This is a genomic window from Micromonospora sp. LOL_015, assembly GCF_048060275.1.
In the GTDB taxonomy this organism is placed as follows: Bacteria; Actinomycetota; Actinomycetes; order Mycobacteriales; family Micromonosporaceae; genus Micromonospora_E.
Genome location: NZ_JBHMIO010000029.1, coordinates 40,977 through 54,220, shown reverse-complemented (window position 1 = coordinate 54,220; position 13,244 = coordinate 40,977). Strand labels below are relative to the sequence as shown.

The 13,244-nt window shown below is 71.7% G+C and carries 11 protein-coding genes; 7 read left to right on the top strand and 4 right to left on the bottom strand.

The window, feature by feature from the left end; genetic code table 11:
• The first annotated feature begins 44 nt into the window (after nt 1–44).
• The 3 genes from ACFHWU_RS21180 to ACFHWU_RS21170 all read left to right on the top strand — a co-directional run bounded on the left by ACFHWU_RS21180 (nt 45) and on the right by ACFHWU_RS21170 (nt 974).
• A complete protein-coding gene (locus ACFHWU_RS21180; RefSeq protein ID WP_123605868.1) occupies nt 45–383 on the top strand; it encodes a GroES family chaperonin in 339 nt (112 codons plus the stop codon).
• Between the two features lie 74 nt (nt 384–457).
• Complete coding sequence (locus ACFHWU_RS21175) at nt 458–649, top strand: hypothetical protein (RefSeq protein WP_416591391.1); 192 nt, start codon at nt 458–460, stop codon at nt 647–649.
• A gap of 172 nt (nt 650–821) precedes the next feature.
• Complete coding sequence (locus ACFHWU_RS21170; protein ID WP_416591390.1) at nt 822–974, top strand: hypothetical protein; 153 nt, start codon at nt 822–824, stop codon at nt 972–974.
• Nucleotides 975–1,086: 112 nt separating this feature from the next.
• Here the strand turns inward: ACFHWU_RS21170 and ACFHWU_RS21165 are convergent, their stop codons facing one another.
• Nucleotides 1,087–1,701: a tetratricopeptide repeat protein gene (locus ACFHWU_RS21165; RefSeq protein ID WP_416591389.1), complete on the bottom strand. Its 615-nt coding sequence runs from the start codon at nt 1,699–1,701 to the stop codon at nt 1,087–1,089.
• A gap of 682 nt (nt 1,702–2,383) precedes the next feature.
• On the opposite strand from ACFHWU_RS21165, the gene ACFHWU_RS21160 reads away from it, so the two are divergent.
• The 3 genes from ACFHWU_RS21160 (at nt 2,384) to ACFHWU_RS21150 (ending at nt 6,867) form a co-directional block, all read left to right on the top strand.
• A complete protein-coding gene (locus ACFHWU_RS21160; protein ID WP_416591388.1) occupies nt 2,384–3,610 on the top strand; it encodes a helix-turn-helix domain-containing protein in 1,227 nt (408 codons plus the stop codon).
• A 395-nt stretch (nt 3,611–4,005) separates the two neighbouring features.
• Nucleotides 4,006–5,172, top strand: coding sequence for a helix-turn-helix domain-containing protein (locus tag ACFHWU_RS21155; RefSeq protein WP_416591387.1), 1,167 nt, complete (start codon nt 4,006–4,008; stop codon nt 5,170–5,172).
• A 480-nt stretch (nt 5,173–5,652) separates the two neighbouring features.
• Nucleotides 5,653–6,867, top strand: coding sequence for a helix-turn-helix domain-containing protein (locus ACFHWU_RS21150; protein ID WP_416591386.1), 1,215 nt, complete (start codon nt 5,653–5,655; stop codon nt 6,865–6,867).
• 7 nt (nt 6,868–6,874) lie between these two features.
• Here the strand turns inward: ACFHWU_RS21150 and ACFHWU_RS21145 are convergent, their stop codons facing one another.
• Both ACFHWU_RS21145 and ACFHWU_RS21140 read right to left on the bottom strand, forming a co-directional pair.
• Nucleotides 6,875–8,572, bottom strand: coding sequence for a PrsW family intramembrane metalloprotease (locus ACFHWU_RS21145; RefSeq protein ID WP_416591385.1), 1,698 nt, complete (start codon nt 8,570–8,572; stop codon nt 6,875–6,877).
• Between the two features lie 74 nt (nt 8,573–8,646).
• Nucleotides 8,647–9,813: an FUSC family protein gene (locus ACFHWU_RS21140; protein WP_416591384.1), complete on the bottom strand. Its 1,167-nt coding sequence runs from the start codon at nt 9,811–9,813 to the stop codon at nt 8,647–8,649.
• Nucleotides 9,814–9,912: 99 nt separating this feature from the next.
• On the opposite strand from ACFHWU_RS21140, the gene ACFHWU_RS21135 reads away from it, so the two are divergent.
• Nucleotides 9,913–11,307, top strand: a complete 1,395-nt coding sequence (locus ACFHWU_RS21135; RefSeq protein ID WP_416591383.1) for an FAD-binding oxidoreductase — start codon at nt 9,913–9,915, stop codon at nt 11,305–11,307.
• 3 nt (nt 11,308–11,310) lie between these two features.
• Here ACFHWU_RS21135 and ACFHWU_RS21130 read toward each other — a convergent pair whose 3' ends face one another.
• Nucleotides 11,311–13,146 (bottom strand): glycerol-3-phosphate dehydrogenase/oxidase, encoded by a 1,836-nt coding sequence (locus ACFHWU_RS21130; RefSeq protein ID WP_416591382.1) that lies wholly within the window; start codon nt 13,144–13,146, stop codon nt 11,311–11,313.
• Nucleotides 13,147–13,244: the final 98 nt, after the last annotated feature.

Here is a 13,244-nt window from a genome sequence, read left to right as displayed (position 1 = left end):
CCACCCGCGACCGGCCGGCACACCCCACGCGGTACGGTTCGGTCGTGACCGCCGACCCACCGCACGACAACGGTTTGCCGATCCGCCTGCTGCACGACCGAGTGCTGGTCAAACTCGAAGGCGGCGAGGGCGAACGCCGCTCCACCGCCGGCATCGTGATCCCGGCCACCGCGTCGGTGGGCCGGCGACTGTCCTGGGCGACCACGGTCGGGGTCGGGCCGAACGTACGCTCGATCGTCACCGGCGACCGGGTGCTGTTCGACCCGGAGGACCGCTCCGAGGTCGAGCTGCACGGCCGGGGTTACGTCCTGCTCCGCGAACGCGACGTGCACGCGGTGGCCGCCCAACGGGTCGAAGAGGACTCCACCGGCCTCTACCTGTAGTTCAAAGGCCCACGCCGTCTCTGCACGCCAGCGGCGGGGCCCGTTGCGGTGGCATCCGACAGTAGGATCGGCGTGTGACGCCGGACGAGGCCAGTTCTGAGCCGCTGACGGCGGCGCAGCGCTTGGCGGCGGATCTGGGGTGTACGGGGGCAGGCTGCGGCGTGAGGCTACGCCCGCCACGGATCTTCGACGGCTCGGCGCTGATTGATCTCTTTCACGGCTACCGGGAGCTTGGCGAACTGCTCGACCAAACCGAGTCCGGCTGACCACGTCGTGCACGAGACTGCGGCGGTACGCGGTGTCGTGGTTACCCGCTCGCCGGGAACCTACAGCGGTCTACGCGTTCCGTTGCTGGTGGTGTAAGCGCAGGCGCCGCCTTCTCTGCCCGCGCGTCGCTGACCAGGTCGCGGGCAGCCACCCTCGCGATCGTCACGGCCAATGATCAGCGAACTGGCCGCCGACGCTCCAGTGTGGCTGCGGCACCAGCGGTACGCCCGCGACACCGTACGCATGATCAGCACCAGTCGACGTCGGGCGATGGGCCAGGAGCTGGCGAAGCTCGCCACGTTGATGGACGGCCAGGCCGCCTGACCTGACACCGCCGCTCTGCATTGATCCAATGCGCCCCATCAACTCGACACGCCGACCCCACCTCAGATCACCCGCATCCGATCCCGCGCCGACTCGCTTCCCACTGGTCAGGTCACTTTTGCGCTGCGGCTCGTTCCTGGCGAACCTGTTCCAACATGGCGGTGTCTGAGGCGAGGTCCGGGTGCTCCACCTGACGGTCAAGCTCGACGACGAGCTCCAGCTCGCCGATCGCCTTGTCGAGGTCCCCTTCCGCCCGGTGAACCATCGCGAATTTGTACCGGGTGACCGCCTCACCAGCCCGATCACCCACCTCCCGCCGAATCGGCAACGCCTCCTCCAAAAACACCAACGCCCGCCGCCGATCCCCCAACCCGTCATACACAAGCGTAGCCGCTTCGCCAACACGGTCACCAACCTCCCGATGAATAACAAGCGCCTGTTCATAGTAACCAAGCGCCCGCTGCCGATCCCCGAGGCCGTCGTAAGCGTTGCCGATGTTGTTTAGGGTAACCGCTTCGCCAACACGGTCACGAAACTGCCGCCGAATGATGAGCGCCTGTTCGTAGTACTCTAGCGCCTGTCGCAAATTCCCCAGCCCGTGCTGTGCGGCACCGGTGTTATTTAGGGTGGCTGCTTCGCCAACACGGTCACCAACCTCCCTATGAATAACAAGCGCCTGTTCGTAGTAACCAAGCGCCCGCTGCCGATCCCCAAGGCTGTCGTACATGCGGCCGATGCCGACAAGGGCGGCCGCTTCGCTGCCGCGATCGCCTGCACTGCGGTACAGGCACAGAGCTTCCTTGTAGCTCGCCAGGGCTCACCGGTGTAGGACAGAGCCCAGCCAAGGTCGTACGAGGCCCCGGCGTCCGGGCCAAGCGTCAGGGTTGCGGTAGCCATCGCCACGACGTCTACGAACCGGGACGTACGTAGCCACCCCATCGCCACCCGGTGACCGACGTCACGGGCGATCGCCGCCTCCCGGCCGGCCACCGCGAGTCGGTGCACCTCCACCAACTGGCTGACGGTTGCCGACGACCTGCCACGTACCGGCGTTTCCAGGTCCCCGAGACGACCGAGCGACGCCCCTGAGGCTGGATCAGCTGTCAACCCGGCACCGTCCCTGTCCCATGTGAGCGGTCGTCTCGACACCGCCATCGGTCGTCAGCAAGCCGAAACCCTCTACAACGGCCAGCAGAATAGGGCAGGCACCGATGCGGCGGCCAGAAATGACCATGATCTGACATCGCGAGTTGACCATGGCTTCAACAAGGACGACGTTGATCAGGCTGACGGCTATCGGCGATCCTGGATGGCGTCAGGGGCACGGAGTACCGTCTGGTGTGGTGGTGTGCCGGGGCTCGCGGTCTGGTGTGCCGCTGTCCAGACCGTTGACGGGGAAGGACCACCCGATGGCCACCATCGGCGACAACATCGCGCAGGTCAGGCGCCGGCAGTCGATCACTCAGGAACAGCTTGCGGCTGCGGCTGGGGTGAGCACGGAGACGATCCGCAAGCTGGAGACGAATCAGCGTACGACGCCTCGGATCGCGACGTTGCATGCGATCGCGCGGGCGCTGGGCGTACCGACGGCTGCGCTGCTCGGGGATGCGAGCACCGGTGCAGCCCGCCGGGAGCGCAATCATCGTCCGTTGGCGTTGCTCGACCTGCGTCGGGTGTTGATCCCTGCCCGTGGCCCGGCGGGGCTCATCGCTGACGAGGTGCCGGCGTTGCCGGCGGCCGGCGTCCCGGGTCGGCTCGCCGAGGCGGACCGTGCCTACCACCGGGGCGACTACGCCGCAGCGTTGGCAGTGCTGCCGCCGCTGATCGCCGGAGCCCGGCATGCCGCCGAGAACGCCGACGACGCCAACAGGCCGGCCGCGTACCGGACCTTGGCCCGCACCTATGACCTGACCAGCAGCCTGTTGATCCAGGTACGCGCGGTCGACCTCGCCTACCAGGCAGTGAACGCCGCCCAGGACGCTGCCGCATCCGCCGGCGACGAGCTGCTCAGCGCGACGACGGTCAAGCGCATGTCATGGCTGTTGCTGCGCCAGGGCCGGCTGACCGACGCGGAGCGGCTGGCGATCGCCACCGCTGACAGCGTCGAGCCACGGATCTCCCGCGCCACACCAGATGAACTCGCGGTGTGGGGCTGGCTGATGATGGCGGCAGCCGCCGCTTCCGCGCGGGACAACCGCCCGGACGACGCGGCCGCCCAGCTCGACGCGGCGGCTGCCGCCGCTGCCCGGCTGGGCACCCGACCGGTCAGTGCTGGTCACCTGACGATCGTTGGTGGAATGCGGTCAACCAAGGTCGACATGATGCGGGCCGAGGCGGCGGCGGTCGCTGGCGAGCCGCGCCGGGTTCTTGACCTGGCGACCAATGTCCGCCGTGGTGGTGCTGAGAAGACTTCGTGGCGGCGGCACCGGCTCGACGTGGCCCGCGCCCACGCCGAGCTGCGGGACTGGTCGGAGGCAACGGCGGTGCTCAGCGAGCTGACCGCCGACGCTCCAGTGTGGCTGCGGCACCAGCGCTACGCCCGCGACACGGTCCGCATGATCACCACCAGTCGCCGTCGGGCGATGGGCCAGGAGCTGGCGAAGCTCGCCGCACTGATGGACGGCCAGGCTGCCTGACCTGCACAACCGGCACCGGGAGTACCGGTTTTGGGGTCTGTCGGACACCGGGCACAACCCATGCATTCACTCTCAGTGATCAACTCGGCATCCTTCTACGTAGGACGGCGGTGCCGGGTCGCGCGCCATCACACAGCGGAACACCGCCCGGCCCGCCGTCCGCTCAGCTGGGCCCGACGCCGTACCCGCGATCGCCCTTTCACGCGTCGGGCCCGCCCGCTGGGCGGCGGCCCCGGGGTCGACACGGAGAGCCACCTCGGGTTGCCGCCCTCCACGCCCTATGCCGAGAGGGAGCCTGTGTAGTGATGGATACGCGGAGTAACGTCTGGTGTAGCGGCAAGAGCCAGAAGGTTGTTGGTCGGTGCCACCCGGCAGCTGACAAGGTGGTGACGCGCATGACCCGCATCATCGACCCACGATGGCCGTCGGCCTTGCGCCAGTTGCGTCAACAGGCCGGGCTCTCGCTGCGTGATCTCGCCGCGAAGGCGCACTACGCCAAGTCGTACCTGCATGATCTGGAGACCGGTCGCAAGACACCGACGCCCGAGGTCGCCGATCGGCTCGACGACGTGCTCGAAGCCGGTGGTGCGCTCTCCGCGATGCTCACCGACGACGGCGCACACGATTCCGCCGAGCTGGCCCGCCGGGTCGCGGCCACCGACATCAGCAGCAGCACCCTCGCTGGTCTGGAAGCGGCCGTCGACGAGCTTGCCGTCGCCTACCCCGTCACCGCGTCGCACGTTCTCCTTCCACGCGTCCGCCAACACCTGACCTACGTCACCACCCTGATCAGCTCCGGCCGCCGGATGACGCTGGACCAGCACCGACGGATCCTCGTCGCCGGCGGATGGCTGTCGCTGCTCACCGCTACCGTGCTGATCGACCTACGGCGGACCGGTGCCGCTGCCGGGCACCTGCACACCGCCAACGAGATGTCCGCCCACACCGAGCACGCCGAGATCCGTGCGTGGTGCCTGGAAACCCGCGCTTGGGAGGCGCTCACCAGCGGCGAGCCCGCGACGGCGCTTGCCCTGGCCGAGGGGGCGCAGACCGTCGCTCCGACCGGCAGCAGCGCCAAACTGCAGGCGACCGCTCAGACCGGCCGGGCGCTGGCGCTGCTCGGCGACCGACCGGCCACCGGGCAACGACTGGCCCAGCTGGAGCGGATGGTGTCGCCGTTGAGCCAGCCGGACCGGCCTGAGCACCACTACCGCTACGACCCGGGCAAAGCCCGAGCGTACGTGGCGACCACCTTGGCGTGGGTCGGTGATCCGGCCGCCGCCGCCGAGGCCAGCGAGGGCCTGGCCAGGCTGCTCGCCGAGGGCAGCCGCCCCCGGCGGATCGCGTCGGCCCGGTTGGATCTCGGCCAGGCCGTGCTGCCAATTGATCCGCACGAGTCGATAGCGCAGGTTGCGGCGGCGGTCGCCTCGGGCCGGGTCGCGGCGTCGAACTGGTGGCGGGTCGACCGGGTACGCCGAGGTCTGGCCGAGGTAGGGGTGCCGGCGGCCGAGTTGGATGAGCTGTGCGCCACACATCAGCCATCATGTGGCAGCGGACAGTAGCCAGCACTGGCGGACGGCGACACTGTAGACCGTCGGCCGAGCGCCGGTCAGGCTGGGACCAGGTCGCATCACCTGTGGATCAGCGACCTGCCAGCAGGGCCCGACATCGCATCCCGTGATCGCCCTTTCGCGCGTCGGGCCCGGCTACGGCGGCGGCCTCGGGGTCGACACGGAGAGCCACCTCGGGGTCGCCGCCCTCCACACTCGTCGAGGGGGACGTTGTGTTCGGGAAGTGGTTTCAGCCTGCGGACATACCGGTCGATGTGGTGTATCCGGTGCCGGGTCGGCGGCGGTACGCCGACCGGACGGTGCCGCCGCCGGACCGGCGGCCGGCGACCCGTACCGACCGCGCGGAGCGCCGGGGCGGTAACGCCGGCCGGCACTACCTGCGGTGAGAGAGCCCCAGGCCGGTAGCGGTGGGCCGGTGCACGAGCCGATGCGTCCGTCGTGGTGCTGTGCGGTGTGCCCGGAGGGGACGCCGTGGCCGTGCCCACCCGGCCGTGCGCCGTGAGTGTGGCGGTCGGGCGGCGGGTGGCCCTGTGGCGGGTCCGGCGACGGATGACCCAGCAGGTGCTCGCCGACCGGATCGGCCGGTCGAAGAGCTGGGTGGAAAAGGTGGAGCGCGGTGTCCGGACGCTGGACCGGTTCTCACTGATCCAGCAGGTCGCCGACGTGCTGCGGGTCGACCCGACGGAGTTGCTGGGCGACACCGGCCAGCCGCAGTCCGGCGGCGCGCCGGCCGGTGTCGACGCGGTCCGGGCGGCGCTCGCGCGTTACGAGGTGTTCGCCGCCGGGCCGGTCGGGCCGGCACCCGCTGCCGGGGAGGTGTCGCAGCGGGTCGAGCATGCCTGGTCGACGTACCGGCACGGGGACCATCCTCGGCTGCTGCGGACGGTGCCGGAGCTGCTGGACGCCGCACGGCGGCTGCACACCGCGCGACCGGAACATGGGACGGGTCTGCTGGTGCAGGCGTACCGGGTCACGGCGCTCGTGCTCGTCAAAGTCGGCGAGTCGGAGCTTGCCTGGCTGGCCGCCGACCGGGCGCTCGCGACGGCGGGCAGCGATCCGCTACCGGCCGGGTCGGCAGCGGTGCCGCTCGCACAGGCGCTGCGCGGGCTGGGCCAGGATCAGCTGGCGATGACCACAGCGGTCGCCGCCGCCGACCGGGTCGCCACATCCACCAATGGGAAGGCGAGACCGGGTTCCCGGGCGGTGTACGGGACGTTACTGCTGCAGGCCGGGTTGGCCGCTGCCGGCTGCGGCGACACTCACGGTGTCAGTGGGCTGCTCGGCCGGGCTGCCGACGTCGCCGGACAAGTTGGCGACGGGCAGGACTACCGGACGGCGAGCTTCGGCCCGGCGGCCGTCGAACTGGCGCACGTGGTGGCGGCGGTGGAGGCGGGCGACGCCCGGCAGGCGGTACGCCGACACGAGACAGCCACTCGGCGGCAGGCGTGGCGCGGGCTGCCTGCCGAGCACCGGGCGGCGTACCTGGTGGACGCCGCACGCGCGTACCTCGACGTCGCTGACTTCACTGCGGCAGGACGGTGGGTAGTCGAGGCGGACCGCGTCGCACCGGCTGAAATCCGCTCCCGGCCTTCCGCCCGTACCCTCGTGGCTGAGATTTCCCGCCACGGACCGCAGGTCGCCGGCGTCGCCCGGCTGGCGACGGCGCTCGGGTTGACCCGCTGCTGATCTCCCGCTAGCCCGGGGGCGGGCCGTAGCCGGGCGGCGGTGGGTTGTAGTAGCCGGGCCGGACCTGATATCCGGACGGCGGACCGTACCCAGGCGGGGGCGGAGCGCCGTACCCAGGCGGGGGCGGAGCGCCGTACCCAGGTGGCGGAGCGCCGTAGCCGGAGAACGGGGGCGGGCCGTAGCCGGGCGGGGTGCCCGGACCGGCACCGGGCCAGCCCGGGTAGCCGGCGAACATCGGCGGCGGAGGGGGCGGTGGCGCGGTGAGCACCACCGGGATCGGCACCACCGGCTCATCCGGCGCGGGCACCTGCCGCTGGCTGCCGTCCGGGAAGGTAATTTCGTAGTCCGCCCCGTTCCACAGCGCGTGCGGCGCCTGCGGGTCCCGGCCGACGAATGCCTGCCGGTAGGCGGCCAGCGCGGTCAGTAGCCGCTGCTCCTCCTTGGCATGGCGGGCCAGCTCCTCCGGTTTGCTCTCCAGGCCGCGCAGCAGCCCGTCGCGCAGCAGCGCCAGCTCGGTGGCGGCGGCCTGGAAGTCGCGCATCGCCCGTACGCCCGGCTCGCCGGCCACCCGGCTGGCCCAGCGGCGCGCCGAGTGCCGCCGGCCCAGGCTGCCCAGCGCCGCCACCTCCGGCGGGGTAAACCAGCCGGCCCGGACATAGTCGGGCAGCACCCGCTCGGTCAGCCGCCCTTCCCAGCTGCGCAGCCACACCGCCAGGCCGACCATGCCGAAGAAGATCGGCACCATCAGGCCGATGTAGCCGTACAGCAGGATCAGGGTCTGGCCGGTCGCCTCGACCAGCGTCGGGATCAGGTTCCAGGCCCCGTGCAGCATCATCGCCAGCAGCAGCCCAGCGGTCGGCGCGAGCACCCGGATCCGCCGGTCGGCGCTGCGCGCGGCCACCCCGAGACCGACACCGGCCATCGAGGTGAACAGGGGGTGGGCGAAGCCGGTGAAAAGGATCCGGACGATGAAGATGGCGAAGACGTTCTGCGCGCCGGTCGCCGGGCCGTACTGCTCGGCGCCGGCGGCGTAGCCGTATCCGCCGAGGTAGAGAATGTTCTCCACCATCGCGAAGCCGATCGCGGACATGCCGCAGTAGACGATCCCGTCGGTGATGCCGGACCACTCGCGGCGGCGGGTCAGCAGCAGCAGGATCGGGCCGAGGGTCTTGGTCAGCTCCTCGATGAACGGCGCCACCAGCACCGCCACCAGCGCTTCCGAGTAACCCAGATTGTAGAGCAGATCCGCCGAGAAGGTGTTCACGTTCAGCGAGGCGTACGTAGAGACGAACGCCCCCCAGGCGAAGCAGAAGGCGAGGTAGCGCACCGGCTCCGGTTCGTACCGGTCCAGCCACAGGAAACAGGCGACCAGCACCGGTACGGGCAGCACTGCCGCGATGACGCCGACGGTCAACGCGACCGGGCCGAGCGCGGTGCCGAGGTAGACCAGGATGGCGACACCGCAGCCGGCGATCAGCACCACGATGCCGGCCAGGGTCAGCCAGCGCAGCCAGACGCTGCGCCGCAGCCGATCGGCCGGCACGGTCCCGTCCGCCGGCTCCGCCGGAACGGCCGCTGGGGCCGCTGGCTCAGCCGTTGAAGCCGCTGGCTCAGCTGCGGTTGGCGGGTCCGCCGCAGGTACCGGCTCGGTCGAAGCCGCCGCAGGGCGGGAGCCGGATGGACCACCGGGGACAGTGTCGGACATTGGGCTAGCGTAGCCAGCGTCGACGAACGGCGGGCAGCGTGTCACCCGGTGGGTACGCCAGGAATGCTGACCGGTTAGTCCGATTCCTCGTTCCCGAACGCCTCGCTGATCATCTCTTCCACCACCCCGGCCTCGGTGCCACTGGCCCGGACCAGGTCGCTCGCGGTAGCCCTGATCTGGGCGACCACCACGCTGCCGTTGAATCCCACCCCGGCGCCGTACGCCGCACCGGCGCACCTGGCGGCGTCCAATGCCCGACGTCGGGTGCGCACCGGGTCGGTACCCGTGTCGAGTTCGTGGCGCAGGATGCGCACCGCGTCGCCGAGGTGGCAGACCGCCTCCGGCAGAGCAGACGGCACCGGCTCGTCCTCGGTCAGCAGGGAGACCACCCGCCGGGTGAGCACCCGCGAGTTGCGCAGCCCTCGGGTGACGTACTCGGCGCTCTCGGCGTACTGGGCCAGTGGGCCGCGGGCCCGCCAGCGCGCCGGCGCCAGGACCGCCGTCTCGTGTCCCGCCTCGACCGCCTCCCGGAACTCGGACAACTCCTTCTCCGCATCGTGCAGCCGCTTCGATGCGGCCTCTGCCCGGCGGCGGTCCCGCCCAGCCAACGCCTTTCCGCTGAGGATCAGCATGTCGGACAGTACGTCCAGCGCCGGGTCGGCGGCGCGGCGCGCGATGACCAGCGGGTTGAGCGGCAGCAGCAGGATCAGCACCACCAGCCCGACCAGCCCGCCGACCAGGGCATCGATGAACCGGTCGGGGTAGAGGTTTTCCGACTGCGACGTCAGGGTGGCGACCAGCACTCCGGACGACGCGGCCTGGGTGACCAGGGCCGCGCCGCTGCCCAGAAAGACGGCGGCCACCACCGCGAGCGGCACGATCAGCAGCAGCTGCCAGGTGCCGGTGCCGATGGTGATGACGATCAGGTCGCCGATGGCGATCCCGACCGCGACCCCGACCACCAGTTCGGCGGCGCGTTTGAGTCGTTGCCCGATCGAGGCGCTGAGGATGATCACCGCCGCGATCGGGGCGAAGAAGGGCACCGGGTGGCCGATCACCCGGCGGGCGATGAACCAGGCCAGCGCCGCCGCCAGACCAGCCTGCAGGGCGAGTACGAGGTTGGCGCGGACCCGGTCCGACCGTTCCCGGAACTCGGTTCCAACCCGGCTGCGGGTCAGCGTGAGCAGCCCGGTGAGACGGGGTGCCGCCGCCGCACGTGGTGGCTTCCCGGCGTCGGCCATGCGGGCAGCGTACCGAGCAATTCGCGGCTTATGGTGGTATTGCCCATCCGGTCACGCCCGCGGTGGCCGATCTGGTGCCGCGCTGGCTAGCCTGCGAAGATGTCCGACCTCATCGAGGCACTCCGCGCGGCCTTGCCCGACACCGCGGTCCTCACCGACCCCGACCTGCTGCGCGGCCACCAGCGCGACGAGGCCGACCTGTGCGCCGCCGGCACCCCGGCCGTCGTGGTCCGACCCCGGACAACCGCCGAGGTGGTCGCCACCGTCAAGGTTGCCGCCCGGTACGGCGTACCGGTGGTGCCGCAGGGTGCCCGGACCGGGCTGGCCGGCGCGGCGAACGCGGTCGACGGCGCGGTGGTGCTCTCCACCACCGCGATGGACCGGATCGTCGACGTCGACCCGGTCAACCGCACCGCCGTCGTCCAGCCCGGCGTGGTCAACGCCACCCTGGCCGCCGAGGTGGCCCGGTACGGGCTGCGCTACCCGCCGGACCCCGGCTCGTGGGAGTCGTCCACCATCGGCGGCAACGTGGCCACCAACGCCGGCGGCATGTGCTGCGTCAAGTACGGCGTGACCGGCGAGTACGTCATCGGGCTCGAAGTGGTGCTGGCCAGCGGCGAGGTGCTGCGCACCGGCCGGCGCACCGCCAAGGGGGTCGCCGGCTACGACCTGACCCGGCTCTTCGTCGGCTCCGAAGGCACCCTCGGGGTGATCACCAAGGTGACCGTCGCGTTGCGGCCGGCCGCCGACGCCTCGCTCACCCTGGTCGCGGTCTTCGACTCCACCGCCGCGGCCGGCACCGCCGTCGCCGGCATCGCCTCCGGCGGGCTCAGCCCCAGCCTGCTGGAGCTGCTGGACCGCACCCACCTGCGGGCGATCGAGGTGTACCGGCCGATGGGGTTACGCACCGACGCCGCCGCGCTGCTGCTCGCCTCGGTCGACACCGGCACCGCCGCCGGCACCGACCTGGACCGGATCGCGCAGGTGTGCACCGCCGCCGGCGCCACCGAGGTGTACGCCGCCAGCGACGCGGTCGAGGCCGCCGCCCTGCTGCAGGCCCGCCGGCTGGCCCACCCGGCGATGGAACGTCTCGCCGCGCAGACCTTCCCCGCCGGCAACGGCGGGCTGATCATCGACGACGTGGCGGTGCCCCGCTCGACGCTGGCCCGGATGCTCGACGGTGTCGAGGCGATCGCCGCCGAACACGCCGTACCGATCGGCGTCGTCGGGCACGCCGGCGACGGCAACCTGCACCCGAACATCGTGGTCGACCGGGCTGACCCGGACAGCCTGACCCGCGGCCGGGCCGCCTTCGACGCGATCATGCGACTCGGGCTGGAGCTGGGCGGCACCTGCACCGGCGAGCACGGGGTCGGCCTGCTCAAACGCGACTGGCTGGCCGAGGAGATCGGCCCGGTCGGCATGCGGGTGCATCGCGCCGTCAAGCAGGCGCTGGACCCGACCAGCCTGTTCAACCCCGGCAAACTGCTCTGACCTTCAGCCGGTCGGCATACCGGAGTCGGTCGGCCAGTCCACACCCCGGTCGGCGGCGAAGCCACGGACGTCCGCCGCACCGAGGCGCGCCGCATCGGCGGTCGCGTCGTCCGGCATCCGCTGCGACTGCAGCTCCGCCGCCACCCGGGCCCGGTAGTGCTCCACCTCGCGGTCCCGCACAGCCTCGTCCCAGCCAAGCACCCGGCCCATCACCTCGGCGGCGTGCCCGGCCGACTCGTTGCCCCGGTGCGGCGTCTCGATCGAGATGCGGGTCCGCCGGGTCAGCACGTCGTCCAGGTGCAGCGCGCCCTCGGCGCGGGCCGCGTACGCGATCTCGACGGCCAGGTACTCGGGTGCGCCGGGCACCGGGCTGGCCAGCAGCGGATCGTCGTCGATCAACGCCAGCAGCTCCACCGCGAGGGTGCCGTACCGCTCCAGCAGGTGCTCCAGCACCCCGACCGGGACGCCGTGCCGGCGGGCCACGTCGGCCCGGTCCCGCCACATCGCGGCGAACCCGTCGGCACCGAGCAGCGGCAGGTCGGCGGTCCGCGACGGCCGGTCCACCCCGAGCCGGGCCGCCGCCCGGTCCACCACGTCCGCGGCCATCACCCGGTACGTCGTGTACTTGCCACCGGCCACCAGCAGCAGACCCAGCATCGGCTCGACCACGGCGTGCTCGCGGGACAGCCGCGACGTCGAGTCCGCCTCACCGGACAACAGCGGCCGCAGACCGGCGTACACCCCTTCGATATCGCGCGGCGCCAGCGGCCGGTCCAGCACCGTGTTCACCTGGTCCAGCAGGTAGCCGATGTCGCGTTCGGAGGCGGCCGGGTGGGCGCGGTCGAGCCGCCAGTCGGTGTCCGTGGTGCCGATGATCCAGTGCCCGCCCCAGGGCAGCACAAACAGCACCGAGGTGGCGGTACGCAGGATCAGCCCGGCCTCACCGGTGATCGCCGACCGGGGCACCACCAGATGCACGCCCTTCGACGCGCGTACCCGCAGGCCGGGCCGAACCCCGACGTCGCCGAGCATCCGCGACACGTCGTCGCTCCACACTCCGGTGGCCGCGATGACGGTACGGGCATGTACCTCGAACTCGGCGTCCGGATCGCCGGGCCGGGCCTCCATGTCCCGGACCCGCACCCCGGTCACCTCGCGGGCCTGGCGCAGCAGGCCGACGGCGCGGGCGCTGGTCACCACGGCCGCGCCGAGACTGGCTGCGGTCCGCGCCAGGGTGACCACCAGCCGGGCGTCGTCGACCTGACCGTCGTAGTAGCGCACGGCACCGGCGACGGCGTCCGACCGCAGGCTGGGGAAGACCCGCCGGGCGCCTTCGCGGGACAGGTGCCGGTGCAGCGGCATCCCCCGACCGCCGCCGAACACCCCGGCGAACACGTCGTACGCGGCGACCCCGGCGCCGTAGTAGGCCCGCCGCCAGACCCGGCCGGGCAGCGCCCGTGGCCCGCTGGCGCCGCCCTGCGGCAGCGGAACCAGGATCGGCACCGGCCGGACCAGGTGCGGGGCGATCCGGGAAGCCAGCAGCCCACGCTCGGTCAACGCCTCGTGCACCAGCCCGAACTCGAGCTGCTCCAGATAGCGCAGCCCGCCGTGAATCAGTTTGCTGGACCGGCTGGACGTGCCGGCGGCGTAGTCGCGGGCCTCGACCAGCGCCACCTTGAGCCCACGGGACGCGGCGTCGAACGCGGCGCCGACGCCGGTCACCCCACCCCCGATCACCAGTACGTCGAACCGCTCGCCACGGAGGCGGCGCAGATCGGCGGCGCGGCGGGTCACGGACAGTTGGCCGGCTGCGTACCGGGAGACGGCAGGGTCACGCACCTCTCCACCGTATCCCGCCGCCTAGGGTGGCGGACATGACGCAGCCGCCCGGTCATCCCGGCTACCCGTACCCCGGTCAGCCCTACCCGGTGCCGCCG

Coding starts and splice junctions, on each gene's coding strand:
- ACFHWU_RS21170 (WP_416591390.1), top strand. CDS start 822: ATGATCAGCGAACTGGCCGCCGACGCTCCAGTGTGGCTGCGGCACCAG.
- ACFHWU_RS21165 (WP_416591389.1), bottom strand. CDS start 1,701: ATGTACGACAGCCTTGGGGATCGGCAGCGGGCGCTTGGTTACTACGAA.
- ACFHWU_RS21160 (WP_416591388.1), top strand. CDS start 2,384: ATGGCCACCATCGGCGACAACATCGCGCAGGTCAGGCGCCGGCAGTCG.
- ACFHWU_RS21155 (WP_416591387.1), top strand. CDS start 4,006: ATGACCCGCATCATCGACCCACGATGGCCGTCGGCCTTGCGCCAGTTG.
- ACFHWU_RS21145 (WP_416591385.1), bottom strand. CDS start 8,572: ATGTCCGACACTGTCCCCGGTGGTCCATCCGGCTCCCGCCCTGCGGCG.
- ACFHWU_RS21140 (WP_416591384.1), bottom strand. CDS start 9,813: ATGGCCGACGCCGGGAAGCCACCACGTGCGGCGGCGGCACCCCGTCTC.
- ACFHWU_RS21135 (WP_416591383.1), top strand. CDS start 9,913: ATGTCCGACCTCATCGAGGCACTCCGCGCGGCCTTGCCCGACACCGCG.